The 16,507-nt window shown below is 45.9% G+C and carries 17 protein-coding genes; 12 read left to right on the top strand and 5 right to left on the bottom strand.

What is annotated here, in order from left to right; translation table 11 throughout:
• Positions 1 to 22: 22 nt before the first annotated feature.
• The 12 genes from uraD to ACED46_RS09055 all read left to right on the top strand — a co-directional run bounded on the left by uraD (position 23) and on the right by ACED46_RS09055 (position 8,730).
• Entirely contained in the window at positions 23 to 538 is a 516-nt protein-coding gene (uraD, locus tag ACED46_RS09110) for a 2-oxo-4-hydroxy-4-carboxy-5-ureidoimidazoline decarboxylase (protein ID WP_017086622.1), read from the top strand.
• Between the two features lie 123 nt (positions 539 to 661).
• On the top strand, positions 662 to 1,648 hold the full coding sequence (gene alc / locus ACED46_RS09105; protein ID WP_004732858.1) for an allantoicase: 987 nt from the start codon (positions 662 to 664) through the stop codon (positions 1,646 to 1,648).
• 9 nt (positions 1,649 to 1,657) lie between these two features.
• Positions 1,658 to 2,218, top strand: a complete 561-nt coding sequence (locus ACED46_RS09100; RefSeq protein WP_004732859.1) for an ureidoglycolate lyase — start codon at positions 1,658 to 1,660, stop codon at positions 2,216 to 2,218.
• A 14-nt stretch (positions 2,219 to 2,232) separates the two neighbouring features.
• Complete coding sequence (locus ACED46_RS09095) at positions 2,233 to 3,552, top strand: urate hydroxylase PuuD (RefSeq protein WP_371721300.1); 1,320 nt, start codon at positions 2,233 to 2,235, stop codon at positions 3,550 to 3,552.
• Between the two features lie 355 nt (positions 3,553 to 3,907).
• Positions 3,908 to 4,561 (top strand): hypothetical protein, encoded by a 654-nt coding sequence (locus ACED46_RS09090; protein ID WP_102566037.1) that lies wholly within the window; start codon positions 3,908 to 3,910, stop codon positions 4,559 to 4,561.
• Between the two features lie 140 nt (positions 4,562 to 4,701).
• The gene (locus ACED46_RS09085; protein WP_102566036.1) at positions 4,702 to 5,661 is read left to right on the top strand and encodes a 5'-nucleotidase; all 960 of its coding nucleotides are present in this window, start codon (positions 4,702 to 4,704) and stop codon (positions 5,659 to 5,661) included.
• A gap of 185 nt (positions 5,662 to 5,846) precedes the next feature.
• The gene (locus tag ACED46_RS09080) at positions 5,847 to 6,086 is read left to right on the top strand and encodes a hypothetical protein (RefSeq protein WP_371721299.1); all 240 of its coding nucleotides are present in this window, start codon (positions 5,847 to 5,849) and stop codon (positions 6,084 to 6,086) included.
• A 16-nt stretch (positions 6,087 to 6,102) separates the two neighbouring features.
• A complete protein-coding gene (locus ACED46_RS09075; RefSeq protein ID WP_371721297.1) occupies positions 6,103 to 6,576 on the top strand; it encodes a GrpB family protein in 474 nt (157 codons plus the stop codon).
• A gap of 82 nt (positions 6,577 to 6,658) precedes the next feature.
• On the top strand, positions 6,659 to 7,129 hold the full coding sequence (locus tag ACED46_RS09070) for a GNAT family N-acetyltransferase (protein WP_371721296.1): 471 nt from the start codon (positions 6,659 to 6,661) through the stop codon (positions 7,127 to 7,129).
• Between the two features lie 248 nt (positions 7,130 to 7,377).
• Complete coding sequence (locus tag ACED46_RS09065; protein WP_371721295.1) at positions 7,378 to 7,896, top strand: hypothetical protein; 519 nt, start codon at positions 7,378 to 7,380, stop codon at positions 7,894 to 7,896.
• Between the two features lie 36 nt (positions 7,897 to 7,932).
• Positions 7,933 to 8,289, top strand: a complete 357-nt coding sequence (locus tag ACED46_RS09060) for a MerR family transcriptional regulator (protein ID WP_017076955.1) — start codon at positions 7,933 to 7,935, stop codon at positions 8,287 to 8,289.
• 60 nt (positions 8,290 to 8,349) lie between these two features.
• Positions 8,350 to 8,730 carry a carboxymuconolactone decarboxylase family protein gene (locus ACED46_RS09055; protein ID WP_371721294.1) on the top strand — a complete coding sequence of 127 codons (381 nt, stop codon included), beginning with the start codon at positions 8,350 to 8,352 and terminating at the stop codon, positions 8,728 to 8,730.
• 111 nt (positions 8,731 to 8,841) lie between these two features.
• Here ACED46_RS09055 and ACED46_RS09050 read toward each other — a convergent pair whose 3' ends face one another.
• The 5 genes from ACED46_RS09050 to xdhA form a co-directional block, all read right to left on the bottom strand.
• Entirely contained in the window at positions 8,842 to 9,723 is an 882-nt protein-coding gene (locus ACED46_RS09050) for an AEC family transporter (protein WP_004732869.1), read from the bottom strand.
• Positions 9,724 to 9,974: 251 nt separating this feature from the next.
• Positions 9,975 to 11,309, bottom strand: coding sequence for a guanine deaminase (guaD, locus tag ACED46_RS09045; protein ID WP_371721293.1), 1,335 nt, complete (start codon positions 11,307 to 11,309; stop codon positions 9,975 to 9,977).
• Positions 11,310 to 11,368: 59 nt separating this feature from the next.
• The gene (gene xdhC, locus ACED46_RS09040; RefSeq protein ID WP_017061606.1) at positions 11,369 to 12,250 is read right to left on the bottom strand and encodes a xanthine dehydrogenase accessory protein XdhC; all 882 of its coding nucleotides are present in this window, start codon (positions 12,248 to 12,250) and stop codon (positions 11,369 to 11,371) included.
• A gap of 91 nt (positions 12,251 to 12,341) precedes the next feature.
• Positions 12,342 to 14,747, bottom strand: a complete 2,406-nt coding sequence (xdhB, locus tag ACED46_RS09035) for a xanthine dehydrogenase molybdopterin binding subunit (RefSeq protein ID WP_371721292.1) — start codon at positions 14,745 to 14,747, stop codon at positions 12,342 to 12,344.
• A complete protein-coding gene (gene xdhA, locus ACED46_RS09030; RefSeq protein WP_032549154.1) occupies positions 14,740 to 16,185 on the bottom strand; it encodes a xanthine dehydrogenase small subunit in 1,446 nt (481 codons plus the stop codon). Before xdhA ends, xdhB begins: the two co-directional genes overlap by 8 nt.
• Between the last annotated feature and the right edge of the window lie 322 nt (positions 16,186 to 16,507).

Raw genomic sequence — 16,507 nt, 5'->3', positions numbered from 1 at the left:
CAGTGAAGCAAGGAGGCTTAACGTGACTGAATTTCGATCATGCCAACCAACAACCATGGACCGCGATACCTTTGTCGCTCACTTTGCTGATGTTTACGAACACAGCCCGTGGGTTGCAGAAGTGGTGTATGACCAAGGTTTGAATGCCGAAGACGACCATATCGAGAATCTTCATCTGAAAATGGCATCGACCTTGTTAGGTGCAGACCAAGGCAAACAGTTGGCTTTGATCAACGCTCACCCGGATTTAGCCGGTCGAGCAGCAGTAAACGGCGAACTCACCGAGTCGTCGACCAAAGAACAAGCGGGGGCGGGCATCGACCAGTGCAACGCCGAAGAATTTGAAAAATTCACTTCTTACAACAACAGCTACAAAAGTCGCTTCAATTTCCCTTTTATCATGGCGGTGAAGGGAGCCAATCGTTACCAAATTCTTGAGTCGTTCGAGATGCGATTAGGAAATGATAGTGAAACTGAGTTTGCTACGGCGATTCAAGAGATCAACAAGATCGCGATGTTTCGTCTCTGGGATATGTAAGTTAACGGAGTTAACAGCTATCTCAGCCCAGTCTTAGTGCGCTAAGAGCACGCTTTATAAGCGAATAAGCCACTGAGTTCTCATTTTATTATTACTTGATTAATTGGATAGGATTACACGGACATGACCCAAACATTTGAACAATACATAAACCTTGCAGACGAAAAACTCGGCGCAGAAGCTACCTTCGCAACAGACGATTTTTTTGCAGATAAAAGCCGTCTTCTCAGCCACGCAGCGCCAGAGTGGAAAGACGACTTATACGACGATAACGGCAAGTGGATGGACGGTTGGGAAAGCAGACGTAAACGTGGTGAAGGTTACGACTACTGTGTCGTTCGCCTTGGCCTAGCTGGCACCATTGCTGGCGTTGATATTGATACCTCATTCTTCACAGGTAACTTCCCACCTTCGGCATCAATTGACGCGTGTTATTCACCACAAGGTGAGCCAACAGACGCAACAGAGTGGCAAGAAATTCTGCCTTCAATGGCATTGCAGGGTGATCATCATCATCTTGAAGCAATCGAAAGTGACCAAGTATTTACGCACCTACGTTTGAACATCTACCCAGATGGCGGTGTCGCACGCTTACGTGTTTATGGTCGACCAAGTGTCGATTGGGAAGCAATAGATTCTCAGCAACAAGTTGACCTAGCATCGGTTGAACACGGTGGCCGAGCACTCGCATGTAGTGACGAACACTACGGAAACAAAGCCAACATCTTAGGCCCAGGCCGCGGTGAAAACATGGGTGACGGTTGGGAAACAGCGCGTCGTCGTACACCGGGTAACGACTGGGTTATCGTGGCACTAGGCCACCCAGGTAACATCGAACGCATCGTTGTTGATACGGCTCATTTCAAAGGTAACTACCCTGACAGCTGCTCAATTCAAGCGGCTTACGTGAAAGGCGGTACCGACGACCAAGTGGAAACACAAAGCCTATTCTGGCGTGAACTGTTGCCTGCACAAAAGCTGCAAGCGCACGAGATTCACGAATTCATTTCTGAGGTAAACGACCTTGGTGCGATTACCCACGTACGTGCAAACATATTCCCAGATGGTGGTATCAGCCGTTTGCGTCTGTTTGGTACGAAAGCGAAATAGGAAATGAGTATGAGTAATGGAATACGTCGTTTATCCATCGAACCGTTAACCAAGCAGGCTTTTGCAGAGTTTGGCGATGTTATCGAGTCCGATAATAGTGATTTCTTCATGATCAACAGTGGATCAACACGCCGCTACCACAAGTTAGCGACAACGGATGTGCAAGACCAAGACGGAGAAGCCATCATCAGCATCTTCCAAGCCACACCGTTGAGCTACCCACTGACCATCAAAATGTTAGAGCGTCATCCACTTGGCTCTCAGGCATTCATTCCATTACTTGGTCAACCCTATTTAATTGTTGTTGCGCCAAAAGGCGACGATCCAACATTAGCCAATAGCCGAGCTTTCTTGAGCAACGGCCGTCAAGGAGTGAACTATCACAAAGGGGTGTGGCATCACCCAGTTCTCGCCCTCACCGATCAAGACCAGTTCTTGATCGTCGATAGAGGCGGCGAAGGGCATAACTGTGACGAAGTTTATTTCGACAGCGACCGAGTGGCATTGCATTTGGACGACTTGCCAACGGACGACAATAAGGAAGAGCAACGCTTAGCTAAAGCGTTGTGATACAGGAGTTTATTATGGATCCGCATATTACAGAATGGTTGAACTTAGCAATACGCTGGGCTCACATGATTGTTGGTGTTGCGTGGATAGGCGCATCATTTTACTTTGTTTGGTTAGAGAACAACCTTAACCGAGTAAACCCAAAAACGGGCCTTTCAGGCGACTTATGGGCAATTCACGGCGGTGGTATTTATCACCTAGAGAAGTACAAACTTGCGCCACCAGAGATGCCAGAGCACCTGCACTGGTTTAAATGGGAAGCCTACTTCACGTGGATCACCGGTGTGTGTCTACTGGGTGTGGTTTACTACCTCAACGCTGAGATTTACCTGATTGCACCGGGCTCTGGCCTTGATTCAACAACGGCAATCGCGATTGGTATTGGTTCATTCGTTGCTGGTTGGTTTATCTACGATCTACTGTGTGACTCACCATTAGGTAAAACCCCCGTGTTGCTTGGTGTTGTGCTGTTTGTGCTGCTTGTTGCTGCGACCTATGGTCTAACCCAAGTGTTCAGTGGTCGTGGCGCTTACATCCATGTTGGTGCGATCATTGGTACCATCATGGTGGGTAACGTATTCCGCGTTATCATGCCTGCGCAGCGTAACTTGGTGAAAGCGATAGAAGAGAAGCGCGAACCGGATCCGGCACTGCCAGCGAAAGGCTTACTGCGTTCTCGTCACAACAACTACATGACACTGCCAGTGCTGTTCATCATGATCAGTAACCACTTCCCAAGCACTTATGGCTCGGAATATAACTGGCTGATTCTTGCTGGCTTAGCGATCTTCAGTATCTTAGTGCGTCACTACTTCAACACGCGTCATGGTAGCCAAAAGTTTGCATGGACAATACCAGTAGCAGCATTGGGTATGATCACGCTTGCGTTTGTTACCTCACCTTACGCGAAAAAACAGATGACTCCGGTTGTGCAAGCACCAGTGGTTCAAGAAGTGCAAGTCAGCGCGACTGAATCGGCGACAGAAGAGGCTGTTTCGAACAGCACAGCTTCAACTTCGGCAGATGCCCCAGTTGTACCTGCAGACCACGCAATGCAAACGGCTAGCGCAGGCGTCAGCTTTGAAACCATCAACAAGGTCATTCAAGAGCGCTGTTCTGTGTGTCACTCTTCAACCCCTAGTCACGCCGCTTTTGCTGCTGCGCCTGCGGGTGTGATGTTTGATACCCCAGAAGAGATTAAAGCCAACGTACCAAGGATTGTTGCTCAAACCGTAACAACCAAGGTGATGCCGCTCGGCAACATGACTCAAATGACCGACGAAGAACGCGCACTCATCGGCACTTGGGTAGAGCAAGGCGCTACGCTTCAATAATGATGTGAATCCTTTACCTAAGAGCATGAGTCTTAGGTGAGGCTTGGGGAGAGTTTGGTTTCGGGCACGCGCCGAACTCATCCCACCCTGTTTCCCCGGTTCCTATAACCGGGGTTTTTGTTTTTCTAGGAGTGCTCAAAAGCATCTCGAATAGCTTTAATTCAGCCGCTACTTCCAAGTTGATTACTTAATAATCTTGCGGCTGTTACGTTGCCAACTATTTATCTCATCTTTCGTATATCGACTTGTCTTTTGTATGCGTTCAAGTTCATTGTGTGTGGTAATATATTTTCTTTTAAAATTAGCCAACTAAATGAAATCCTTGTTTGAACATTTTGCAAATGCTACGAGACATATGCAGAACGTTTACATTACTGTCTTCTTAACAGCAGTGGTGTTATTGAAAATCACATTGTCAATTTATACGTCTTCCACAGATACTACTTTGGCTGATTATGTTGCCGGAAACCTTTTGCCAGAGCTCTCTGGAATGATCATTGAGCTAGTGGTTATTCTCTTTGTCATTGATGCTATTCAAGGTAAAGAATTAAAGCGCCGAGAAGAGGCCGGCAGACTAGAAAGCTTGCGCAAGCAAATTATGCTTGAACGCCGTCTTCGAGCTCAATTGAGGTTTCTTACGAGACGTATTTTTAATGATGTTGAGCTTTCTGATGGAAAAATGGGGGCTAGCTTTTTGTTTCATGCCGCTGAACATGAGAAGAATCAACAGATACTTGAAGAGTTTAAGAGTTCTTTGGTAGAGGAACTTCATAGTGACTTGTTTAAAGAGAATCTACTTGAAGTATGCTTGACTGAGCAGCCTCTAATTCTTGCATTATCACCAGTTTGTTCGGAGCTTAGCGACCGCCATGTTAAGGCTTGGATGTCTATTGCTCATTATCTTCAGCAGATTAATGCTGGCAATAATATTACTCAAAACACAGACAGGTTGATTGCATGGATCGCGTTTTTTGATAAGCAAACCGTTAGCCAAGGTTTACTTGTTTAGGTATGGCTTTATAGCGTGATTTTTGTATCAACAAGATCGAGAGCTTTTGTTAAAGACTACTGCATGAGGAGTATGTTACTCATTTTTCGATGTAGCAATTAGGTTCTTAAAGGTTTACCACTAAAATTTGGAGTTTATGTATGCCGTATGAATTAAGTTCGAGGTTGGTTATTGGTGTTGCTTCTAGTGCAATGTTTGATTTGACAAAGTCTGATTCAGTTTTTCGTACAAAAGGCGAAGAAGAATATAGAAAATATCAATCCGATAATATAGATGCACCTTTAGATAAAGGGGTATCTTTTTCGTTTGTAAAACGACTACTCTCTCTAAACAATTTGAGTAATGATCCAGAGTCTGACCCATTAGTTGAAGTCGTCTTATTGTCACGAAATGACCCTGACACAGGACTTCGAGTTATGAAGTCAATTAAACATCATAATTTACCTATTTCACGCGCAATTTTTATGCAAGGTAAGTCTCCGTATGAGTACATCCCTGCATTAAGTATCTCTTTATTTTTGTCTGGTAACTCTTTTGATGTCAAAGAAGCGATTGCGTTGGGTTACCCGGCTGGTCATGTAATGAAATCGACAATTATTGATGGCGATGATGATGACTTAAGAATTGCGTTCGACTTTGATGGAGTTCTTGCTGATGACGAATCAGAAACTGTTATGCATACCACAAATGATCTTAGCCAATTTCATGAACATGAAACAAGGAATGTTTTACAGCCTCATAACCCTGGCCCATTGAAGGAATTTTTAGTCAAGATATCAGCTATTCAAAAAATAGAAGAAAAGAAGAAGCAATCAGAACCAGATTATAAAAATAGACTAAGGGTATCAATTGTGACTGCTCGAAATGCTCCCTCGCATGAAAGAGCGTTAAACACGTTGAAAGATTGGGGAGTAATGACAAATGATGCGTTTTTCTTGGGTGGTGTTGATAAAGGGTTAGTCCTAGGCGTTCTTAAACCCCATATATTCTTTGATGATCAATCTGGTCATTTAAGTTCTACTAGTTCTGTAGCTCCTTCAGTTCATATACCGTTTGGTGTCAAAAATTCGGAGTCAGTTTTAGAAAAAGAGCTTGCGTAAAAGACATTAAAAGTACGAATAGGTGTTTATAACGATCATTCATATCGTTGGTGGGTCACCTAATTGATTATGTTGTTTCTAACATTAGGGAAATGTTTTTACGTAGGAAATTCAGTATAAGGTTCTTGATATGAATCTCTACCCATGGCATTTTTAGTCCGAATTGACTTTAGTTAGGACAAAAAATGGAAGACTTGATAGTCGCGTATTTTAGGGCATTGAGCTCATTCTTTAGGTATCTGTTTCAGTCGATATTGATTGAGTTCATTGGTTACGGAGCTGGCTGGATAGTCTGTAAAGTATTCACATTAGGGCGCTTCCCTCCATTGGTTCCAACCGAAAAAGAGCGAACCAGAATCTCTTATATCGGAGCTATTAGCATCGTGTTGCTTCTGTTAGCAATTGGTGTGTTCAATAGTTTGTGATTCGGAGTAAGGATATATGAAATTTTACCCCGCGAAGCAATACCAAGCAGCTTGCCACGAGCTGTTTGTCCGATACGAACGTGACATTAAAAAACTAGTCCCTAATGCGAGAATTGAGCACGTAGGCGCATCTTCTATTCCTTTTGCCGTGTCTAAGGGCGATCTAGATATCTTCGTTGGTGTTGAGCTTAATGAGCTTGAGGATGTTATAGAGAGACTCACAACACTCGGCTTCAATGAGAAACTCGATACCTTAAGAACGCCGGAACTGTGTATGTTGGAGTCTACATCAGGGGATGATGTGGCGTTGCAAATAGTTGCCAATGGTTCTGAGTTCGAATGTTTTCTAAGGTTTCGTGACAAGCTACGTACGGATCCGGAATTAGTGGAGCAATACAACACCCTCAAAATGTCTTGTGAAGGTTGGTCGCAAGAAGAGTACCGTGAAAAGAAAGCGGATTTCATTGAGTATGTATTGGAGCTGAAATAGCCAGTCGCCTTGTGATAGATTGAGTGAGGTTAGTGCCACAGCCATGGCTTTCCATTTCCCACCAATTCCTCTAGGTAGGCTTATGATTACAATTAGAAAAGCGGTTGAGTCTGATGCTCAGGATATTTTCGATATTCGAAGCCGCGCCATTATCGAAAAGTGTTCCGCTTATTACTCAGAAGAACAGCTGTCAATATGGACGCAGGGTGGAATGTCTGATGGATTCATAAGCGATGTAGTCCAAACCTTTCACGTTTCAGAAGTTGATGGTCGAGTGATTGGCAGCGGTAAGATCAACATCGAAACCGGTATGGTTGATGCTATTTTTGTTGCCCCAGATTTTTCCGGAAAAGGCGCAGCGAAGCAGATGTTGCAGTTCTTAGAGGAACTCGCGATTCAACACAATTTGCCGTTAATGAAGTTAGAATCGACTCTGAATGCCGCTGCGTTTTATCGTGCGTGTGGCTTTATTGGTGATGAACTTTCCACTTATCACTCTCCTAGAGGTATTAGCCTCGATTGCATCCCGATGGAAAAGCCGTTAGTTGCTTAAATAAACAGCGCCAACGCCAATTGTTGGTGCTGTTTTTACTTTCCTCTTACACTCTTTTCAAATATCGAATTTAGTATCAAATTTCTCTTTGTTATACAGGCAAGTCTCTCATTATGAAGAACTTCTTTGATAGCGAACTCATGCTCTCTAGCTCTTTGAATTTCGTTTTGCTATCGCTTGGGCTAACGCTCCTTTTTCATCTTCCGATTTGGTGTGGGTTCAACTTGAGCCGACGAAAATGGAAGCTCATGGATTATTTATGGCCGTTCTTGGCGGGTATCGGGATGCTGGGTGCGGTGTCTGAGATTCGTGCGAAAGTAGCGGGCGATTGGGTTGAAACCGAACAAACCAGAGCGGTGGCGATTTTAGAATCGGTTCAGCAGTTTTCTTTGGATAAGCTGCGAAGTGATACCTGCACAGGTCAACCATCTTTGGATAATCACGCTCAGCACCATGAAGCGTGTTTGTGGTATTTGAATACGGCGATCACGTTCAAAGACGTTGATTTCACCTTGTTACCCAACGCATCGGATTTTACAGTTCCTGCGCCTAGTGTATCGCTGGTGGAAAGTGATGCCGTGTGGGTGGATGGTATGCTGAGTCAGTATGAGATGCAGAAAAACCAATACATAAAAACCAGAGAAGCGCAGGTGAAGCAGCCATTAGAAAGCCTCTTCTGGTATGTGAGTCCTTACTTAGTCTGTTTCGCTATTGCGTTGCGTTTGACGAAAGTGACCGCAGAGCTCAAATTAGATAAGTGCGCATAGTTTGAGTTCCTATACCCAGATAGAAAAGGTGAAGTAATGAATGTGAGTGAGTTTTCTCAGTTGGTGGGTTTGTCAGCCCACACGCTTCGCTACTATGAAAAAATCGGCTTGTTGAAAAATGTTCAGCGAAACAGCAGCGGGCATCGAGTCTATACATCGAAAGACGTTACCTGGATTGAGTTCGTGAAGCGCTTAAAAGACACCGCAATGCCACTGGATGAGATTTTAGAATACGCAAAGCTAAGGGAATTAGGGCCAGAATCGACTTCGCAGCGCCAAGTGTTGCTCGAACAACATCAACAGAATTTGAGGTCCCATATCGAAGAGCAGCAAAAGCATCTGGCTGCGCTAGAGCAAAAAATTAGTTTGTATCGAGATGGAAAAGTCCGTTGACTTAGAGTCGACTCTAACTTGTAAGGTGTTCCTGTGAACTATAAATACAGGAACAAACTCATGAATCAATCACGTTTCGACATTGGCTTAGAAAGACTTAATCATATCGACGGAGAAGCAGGGCAACAGGTTATTGAAAGCCTGCAAGACATCTGCCCTGATCTTGCAAAATATACTATCGAGTATCCTTTTGGTGATATCTATTCACGCCCCGGTTTGGATTTGAAATCACGAGAGATCGCGACCGTCGCTGCCCTTACCGCACTCGGTAATTGTGTCCCTCAGCTTAAGGTGCATTTGAATGCGGCACTCAATGTAGGATGCAGTGAAGAAGAGATTAAAGAAGTGATACTGCAGATGTCGGTGTATGCGGGATTCCCTTCGGCATTAAATGGCATGTTCGCATTTAAAGAGGTGCTTGCGGAGAGAAACACAGCTTGAGATAAATAGAAAATATAGTCTGAAAAGGGAGCGTCAACTTTGCTAAGTTGCGTTCCCTTTTTATTGATTGGCTAAGTTTTAAAGGTCGTAAACCTGAAGGTTCGCGGTTCTTTAAGATGACATAGACAGCGCGAATGACAGCAAGATAGGTAAAGTCACCACACTCAGGAAGTTGCCGAACAACACCATAGATGCGACCTTGGGAGGCTCGACATTGAACCTTTCTGCAAACAGGTAGTTCATCACGGCAGGTGGCAGCATGGTGAACAGCACCATCATTTGTAGGTGCAGCGTTGGCAGCGGGATAAAGAAGTAGATGATGGCGAAGGCGATGGCACCAGTGAACAGCGATTGAGCCGTACACAGCAAGCCAACTTTTAATCCACTTAGCTTCAAGTTCACCATTTGCGAACCCAACGACAACAGCATGATAGGCACGGCTGCTTGGCCGAGTAGCGATGTGGCTTCATAGATTGGATTCCAGACTGCAATTCCAGACAGGTTGAGCGTCATCGCTAATGCTGCGGCTAAGAATATCGGCATCTTGAGGATCTGTTTGATCGGGTTACCTTCACTCAGCAGTGCTAAACCGACACTAATATGAACACACGCCGATACCACAAACAGCAGTACTGCAGGGGCTAATGCACTCTCACCAAAGGTATACGTGAATAGGGGAATCGCGAGGTTGCCACTGTTGCGGAACATGTGTGGCGGAGCCCAAGCTTTGAAGTTGAGCTTAAAGATCTTACAGATTGGTATCATCAATAAAGCAGGCACCAACACCGCGACCAAAGAGGCGGTGATGAGTGGCAGTTGTTCGGTGTCGAGAGGCATGGTGGTCAGCGATGCAAATACTAGCGCAGGAATACACACATCCATGTTGATGCGATTGATCGGTTTGAAATCGGGCTTGAGCCAACGACCCACCGCAAAGCCAGCACTGGCTAAAGCAAAAACGGGAAACAGAATGCTGACGACCTGTTCGAACATAGAATTCCTTTCTAAGCGAGAGTGATGATTTGTTTTAAACGGACAAATTACAACCTAATGCCATTAAACCTAACCTATCAACATAAGGCAGCCGCGTCATGGGTGTGGAGCACACCACGAGCAATTATTTGTATTTCTTTGAATTAGGGACAAAAAAAGACCAGCGGCGTTAACGGCTGGTCTTTAAAAGCTAGGCGAATCTGGACGGGTTCTTAACAACAAAGGTTACCTAGCGTGTGTTTATTAGCGAACTAACTAACGAGCTTCTTGTAATCTTTGAAATTCACATCGTAGGCTTTCTCGCCGTAGATGTAAGTCTCGCTGACGGTTCTGTCGTCACCCAGGCTCATCAATACAAATAGCTTCTCTTCAAGCTTGGTCGCTTGTTCCATTCTAAAGCGCATCAATTGTGTGGCGTGTAAGTCCAACACCACGAAATCGGCTTCTTTTCCTACTTCCAAGTTGCCAATCTTGTCTTCTAAATGCAGTGAACGTGCACCACCTAATGTGGCTAAGAATAGCGACTTAGCTGGGTGCAATTTCTTATGTTGAAGCTGCATGATCTTATAGGCTTCACTCATGGTTTGTAGGATTGAGAAGCTAGTGCCTGCGCCGACATCAGTCCCCATACCAACACGAATGCCGTGCTCTTCCATTTCTGGTAATCGGAATAAACCTGAGCCTAAGAACAGGTTAGAGGTCGGGCAGAAAGCAATGGCAGATTCCGTGTCGGCTAGGCGCTTACATTCGCAATCAGACAAGTGAATGCCATGGGCGAAAACCGAACGTTTGTGCAGTAGGCCATAGTGGTCATACACATCCAAATAGCTGTCGCGCTCTGGGAACAGTTCTTTTACCCATTCAATCTCTTTCTCGTTTTCAGAAAGGTGAGTGTGCATGTACACGTCTGGATATTCTTCTAGCAGTTTACCGACAGTGGCAAGTTGCTCTGGTGTGCTGGTTGGCGCAAAACGAGGTGTCACCGCGTAAAGCAAACGGCCGCGGTTATGCCATTTCTCAATCAGTTCCTTGGAGTCTGCGTAGCCAGATTCTGGTGTGTCGGTGAGGTAATCAGGCGCATTGCGATCCATCAATACCTTACCTGCGATCATGCGTAGGTTGCGCTTCTCAGCTTCTTCAAAGAACACGTTAACCGACTCTTTGTGCACGGTACCGAACACGAGTGCAGTGGTGGTACCGTTGCTTGCTAATTCGTCTAGGAATAGCTTCGCCACTTTGTGTGCATAAACTGGGTTTTTGAAGCGTTTTTCTTCTGGGAAGGTGTAGTTCTCTAACCAATCAAGTAGCTGCTCACCGTAAGACGCGATCATCCCTGTTTGAGGGTAGTGGATGTGCGTATCAATAAAGCCAGAGGTAATCAGCTTGTCTTTGTATTTTTTTACTTCGAGTGTTTTTGGTTGGCGAGCCAATACCTCATCGGCATGGCCTAAGTCGACGACATGGCCGTTCTCAACCACTAAAACACCGTCTTCAAAATAGTCGTAAGACTCATCGATACCGACGTCTTTTGGGTCGGCGACGCTGTGTAAAATGCTGGCGCGATAAGCTTTGCGTTGCGTTGTCATGTTTACTTCCTTTTAATGACTTCAGCGACGTTATGGCCACTGAAGCTTTGCGACTTTTATTAGGCGATCTTCTCTTCCAATGGTGGTTCGCCTACGTCGCTTGGTTGACTGTGTTGATCGGTCAAATCCTGATTTCGATATTGTTTGGTTGGGCGCTTTTGTTCAAGTGCTTGCCCTTGATAGTGTGCGATCAGTTCACCTGCAACCGATACTGCAATTTCGGCAGGATGTTTGCCATTCACCGCACTAATGCCAATCGGGCAAAGCATAGTTTCAATTTGCTCTTGGCTATAGCCGCGTTGCTCTAAGCGGAAGTCGAACTTCTTGCGCTTAGTGAGCGATCCAATCATGCCAAAGTAACGGCTGTCTTCACGGTCGATAATGGCTTTGGTTAGGTCAAAATCGAGCTGATGGTTGTGCGTCATCACTAGGTAATAGCTGTTCGGTGGCATGTGTTTCACTTCGCCAACCGGATCGTCTGAGACAAGCTTCTTCACACCGTGTGGTAGCGCTTCAGGGAATACTTCTTCGCGTTCATCAATCCAGGTCACGCGGAAGGGTAGGGTTGCGACAATGTGCAGCAGCGCTTTGGCAACATGACCTGCGCCAAACAGCACAAGATGGTTCTGCTGAGTGCCAATCGGCTCAAAGCTTAACGTTGCCATTCCGCCACAACATTGACCTAAACGAGCACCTAGGTTGAAGCGTTCCACTTTGAGTGATTTCTCACTGGCAATCAGCATCTCTCGAGCCATTTTAGTGGCCACATGTTCAAGGTGACCACCACCAATCGTAGCGATGATTCGGTCACGAGTGACAAGCATTTTGGTGCCCGCATCGCGTGGAACGGAACCTCTGTCTTCAAGAACCGTCACCATCACACACGGTTCGTAGTTCTCTTCCAGTTTTGCCAGTTCGTGAATCCAATTATCCTTAAACATACGTCCTCCTAAATCCCTTTATGCTTCCTAAGCTATTTATAGGTGCTCTAAGCTATTTATTGCGCCCTAAGCGGTCTATATAAACCGAGCCCTAAGCTGTTTCTGATTGAGCATCGACCGAAGTCGGAGCCGTTTCAGTGACCTCCTGTATCGCCATCAGAATACGCTCTGGCGTTGCTGGTGTGTTGAGCTTAGGAATCGCTCCATCAACGGCCACGTAGCTAATCGCATCTTTCAATGCACTCCATACCGACATACCCAACATGAAAGGTGGCTCACCCACGGCTTTCGAGTTGAATACTGTGTCTTCTGGGTTGCTGCGGTTTTCCAAAAGGTGCGTTCTGAAATCAATTGGCATATCAGCAATCGCAGGGATTTTGTAGCTTGCAGGGCCGTTGGTCATTAAGCGGCCTTGCTGGTTCCACACCAACTCTTCCGTTGTTAACCAACCGACACCTTGTACAAAGCCACCTTCGACTTGGCCGATATCAATCGCCGGGTTCAATGAAGCGCCTACGTCATGCAGAATATCGACACGCAGAATCTTGTTCTCGCCAGTCAGGGTATCGATGATGATTTCTGAACAAGAAGCACCATAGGCGTAGTAGTAGAACGGACGACCACGCGCCTTCTCGTGATCGTAATAGATCTTCGGAGTGCGATAGAAGCCAGTGCTTGATAGCGAGATTTGGTTGAACCAAGCCAGTTCAACAAATGAGTTGAAGGTCATGATCTCATCGCGGATCTGCACCATGCCGTTTTTAAACACCACTTCTTCAGGCCACACTTTGAAGTGCGAAGAAGCGAAGTCGATCAGGCGCTGCTTAATGGTTATTGCGGCGTTTTGCGCGGCCTTACCGTTGAGGTCGGCGCCCGATGAGGCTGCGGTTGGTGATGTGTTCGGAACTTTGTCTGTGTTTGTAGCGGTGATCTGGATACGTTCGACATCGACTTGGAACTCCTGTGCAACGATTTGTGCCACTTTGATGTTCAAGCCTTGCCCCATTTCCGTACCACCGTGATTCAAATGAATACTGCCATCGGTGTAGATATGGATAAGCGCACCTGCTTGGTTCAAGAAAGTCGCAGTAAACGAGATGCCGAATTTCACTGGTGTGATAGCAAGGCCTTTCTTCAAGATAGGGCTCTGCCTGTTGAACTCAGCGATTTCTTTACGACGTGCGTGATAGTCACTGCTGCGTTCAAGCTGTTCGGTTATCTCAGGTAAAAAGTTGTCTTCAACGGTTTGGTAGTAATGGGTCACATTACGGCCTTCTTCGCCGTAGTAGTTCGCTTTACGTACTTCCAAAGGATCTTTTTTCAGGTAACGCGCAATCTCGTCCATGATGTGTTCAATCGTCATCATGCCTTGCGGGCCACCAAAGCCACGGTAAGCGGTGTTCGATGCGGTATTGGTTTTGCATCGATGACCGACCACAGTTGCATCGCCTAGATAATAAGCGTTGTCTGAGTGGAACATCGCGCGGTCGACAATAGAACTTGATAAGTCTGGTGAGTAACCACAGTTACCTGTAACGGTAATGTCGGCACCTTGAATCACACCGTTGTCGTCAAAACCGACTGTATATTGATTGTAGAACGGGTGGCGTTTACCGGTTTGCTGCATGTCTTCATTACGCAGCAGACGCATTTTGGTCGGTCGGCCTGTAAGGTGGGCAATCACCGCAGCCATACAGGCTGGAGAGGCTGCTTGAGTCTCTTTACCACCGAAACCACCACCCATACGACGCATATCAATCACGACTTTGTGCATCGGCACGCCAATCACTTCCGCAACCAGCTTTTGAACTTCGGTCGGGTTCTGTGTAGAGGTGTAGACGATCATGCCGCCGTCTTCGGTTGGCATTACACTACTGATTTGCGTTTCTAGGTAGAAGTGTTCTTGGCCACCGATCTCTAGGTCACCAGAGATCACGTGTTTCGCTTTTTTCAGTGCTGCTTTTGAGTCACCACGCTGTTGAGTGTGGCTTTCTGTTACGAAGTGCTCTTTTGCCAGCGCTTCTTTCACATCAAGAATGGCTGGTAGCTCTTCGTATTCAATAACGGCTGCGTGCGCGGCTTTGCGTGCGGTTTCTAGATCGTTAGCTGCCACAGCAATCACAGGTTGGCCGTAGTATTCTACTTTGCCATCGGCAAGCAGTGGGTCGCCCGGTAGGATTGCACCAATGTCCAATTCACCTGGTACGTCTTTGGCTTGAATGGCAATCGCCACGCCTTCAAATTCGTAACACGGTGATAAATCTATATTGGTAATGTTCGCGTGTGCTTGAGTGCTCAGGCGTGCGTAGACGTGCAGCTGATTTGGGAACTCTAGGCGGTCGTCAATGTATACCGCTTCGCCCGTGACTTGCTTGGCTGCACTGTCGTGTTTTACGCTTTTACCTACGCCAGTTTTTAGGGCTTGTTTTGCAATGGTAACCATCTCTTCGTGGGTCATCGCATTGCTCTTGTGAACAGAGGAATTTGATTTAGACATAAGACGTTACCCTTGTTTCGATTTGGTTGTTTTTGTTCTGCTGTTCAATGAAGTAACGACGCAACATATTGGCTGCCGACAATGAACGGTATTCTTGGCTGGCACGGAAATCAGATAGCGGCTCAAAGTCGTTATACAGTTCCTGCATCGCTAACTTAATATTAGCGTCTGTCCATGGTTTGCCTAATAACGTATTTTCACAACGCGCCGCGCGCTTAGGTGTTGCAGCCATACCGCCGAAAGCGATACGAGCGTAAGAAACCTTGCCGTCTTCGATTTGAATATCAAACGCACCACACACCGCAGAGATGTCGTCGTCTAAACGTTTAGACAGTTTGTAAGCTCGGAAGCTGTCGTTAGTTGGCTTAGGAATGATGATCTGTTCAATGAACTCACTCTCTTTTTGCGCCGTCACTTTGTAGCTGATGAAGTAATCTTCAATCGGCATGGTGCGTGACTCGTCACCGCAACGAAGTTTGATCTTTGCGTTAAGGGCAATCAGCAGAGGAGGGGTGTCACCGATAGGCGAAGCATTCGCTACATTACCGCCGATGGTGCCTTGGTTACGCACTTGCAGTGAAGCAAAGCGATGCAGCAGTTCACCAAAATCTGGGTAGTGTTTTTTCAATAGTGAGTAAGAATCACTGATAGGCAGGTTGGCACCAATGATTAGATCGGTGTCGGTCTCTTCACATACCTTCATGTCTTCAACAAGGTTCACGCTGATCAGTGTTTCAATCTCACGATGGAATTGCGTCACTTCCAGCGCTAAATCCGTACCGCCAGCAACCAGCTTAGCGTTCGGGTGGGCTTGAAAAAGCTTGGCCAACTCATCGGTGCTTTTTGGGGAAAAAGCGGTGAGGTGACCAAGGCGTAAGTTGGCCTCAGTGTCTTGAATGCTTTCTAGCTTCTTGATGGTGTTGCGTTCAAGTTCAGCAAATTGGTCGATCAAAGGTTGGTCTGTTGAAAGTGACATCGCAGCATCAACAATTGGTCGGTAGCCTGTACAACGACATAGGTTACCCGCCAGTGATTCCATGACGTCTTCTTTGCTCGCATCGGGTTTGTTTTTGCCTAGCGCAAACATCGACATGATGAAGCCCGGCGTGCAGTAACCACACTGTGAACCGTGAAAATCAACCACCGCTTTTTGCACTGGGTGCAATGAGCGATCTCGATTTTGCAGATCTTCTACTGTGATCAGTTGCTTGCCATGCAGCGCTGAAACGAACGTAAGGCAAGAGTTCACCGAGCGGTATTGCAGTTGTCCATCAACCACTTCACCCAGAACTACCGTACATGCGCCACAGTCGCCCGACCCACAACCTTCTTTTGTACCCGTCTTATTTATCTTGGTACGAAGGTAGTTGAGCACTGTCATATTTGGCGACAGATTATCTTCGCGTCTTATTTCCTGATTGAGCAAAAAAGTAATCAAGAGACCTCCTTGTAAATCGACATATTTCCATGTGTATTCTTTTTGACTTCTAGGTCAATAATTATCCATCCTGACCCTGCGGTCAACTATTTATTTACAAAAATGTAACAAATATGACTTGTCGTGAATTGTATACAATTTAATTTTGGTCATAGTCGTCTGTTTTATAAGGGTTTGGATTGAGATTGAACAGTTTTATGGTGTGAATGAATAGATAGCTATGTATACAAGATAAAGACAAGATTTATGGCACTGTTGGGAGTGATTCTGTAGAGGCTAAGATCGTTGTTGAGGGCAGAATAGACTGTATTTTTAGATGGAT

Source organism: Vibrio sp. 1S139, from assembly GCF_041439475.1.
Lineage (GTDB): Bacteria > Pseudomonadota > Gammaproteobacteria > Enterobacterales > Vibrionaceae > Vibrio > Vibrio crassostreae_C.
Note: the sequence above shows the minus strand (reverse complement) of the source record. Positions and strands in the feature narration are given on the sequence as shown.

What these genes read in the sequence shown, in the direction of transcription:
- alc (WP_004732858.1), top strand. Translation starts at nt 662, where the DNA reads ATGACCCAAACATTTGAACAATACATAAACCTTGCAGACGAAAAACTC.
- ACED46_RS09100 (WP_004732859.1), top strand. Translation starts at nt 1,658, where the DNA reads ATGAGTAATGGAATACGTCGTTTATCCATCGAACCGTTAACCAAGCAG.
- ACED46_RS09095 (WP_371721300.1), top strand. Translation starts at nt 2,233, where the DNA reads ATGGATCCGCATATTACAGAATGGTTGAACTTAGCAATACGCTGGGCT.
- ACED46_RS09090 (WP_102566037.1), top strand. Translation starts at nt 3,908, where the DNA reads ATGCAGAACGTTTACATTACTGTCTTCTTAACAGCAGTGGTGTTATTG.
- ACED46_RS09085 (WP_102566036.1), top strand. Translation starts at nt 4,702, where the DNA reads ATGCCGTATGAATTAAGTTCGAGGTTGGTTATTGGTGTTGCTTCTAGT.
- ACED46_RS09080 (WP_371721299.1), top strand. Translation starts at nt 5,847, where the DNA reads ATGGAAGACTTGATAGTCGCGTATTTTAGGGCATTGAGCTCATTCTTT.
- ACED46_RS09075 (WP_371721297.1), top strand. Translation starts at nt 6,103, where the DNA reads ATGAAATTTTACCCCGCGAAGCAATACCAAGCAGCTTGCCACGAGCTG.
- ACED46_RS09070 (WP_371721296.1), top strand. Translation starts at nt 6,659, where the DNA reads ATGATTACAATTAGAAAAGCGGTTGAGTCTGATGCTCAGGATATTTTC.
- ACED46_RS09065 (WP_371721295.1), top strand. Translation starts at nt 7,378, where the DNA reads ATGGATTATTTATGGCCGTTCTTGGCGGGTATCGGGATGCTGGGTGCG.
- ACED46_RS09060 (WP_017076955.1), top strand. Translation starts at nt 7,933, where the DNA reads ATGAATGTGAGTGAGTTTTCTCAGTTGGTGGGTTTGTCAGCCCACACG.
- ACED46_RS09055 (WP_371721294.1), top strand. Translation starts at nt 8,350, where the DNA reads ATGAATCAATCACGTTTCGACATTGGCTTAGAAAGACTTAATCATATC.
- ACED46_RS09050 (WP_004732869.1), bottom strand. Translation starts at nt 9,723, where the DNA reads ATGTTCGAACAGGTCGTCAGCATTCTGTTTCCCGTTTTTGCTTTAGCC.
- guaD (WP_371721293.1), bottom strand. Translation starts at nt 11,309, where the DNA reads ATGACAACGCAACGCAAAGCTTATCGCGCCAGCATTTTACACAGCGTC.
- xdhC (WP_017061606.1), bottom strand. Translation starts at nt 12,250, where the DNA reads ATGTTTAAGGATAATTGGATTCACGAACTGGCAAAACTGGAAGAGAAC.
- xdhB (WP_371721292.1), bottom strand. Translation starts at nt 14,747, where the DNA reads ATGTCTAAATCAAATTCCTCTGTTCACAAGAGCAATGCGATGACCCAC.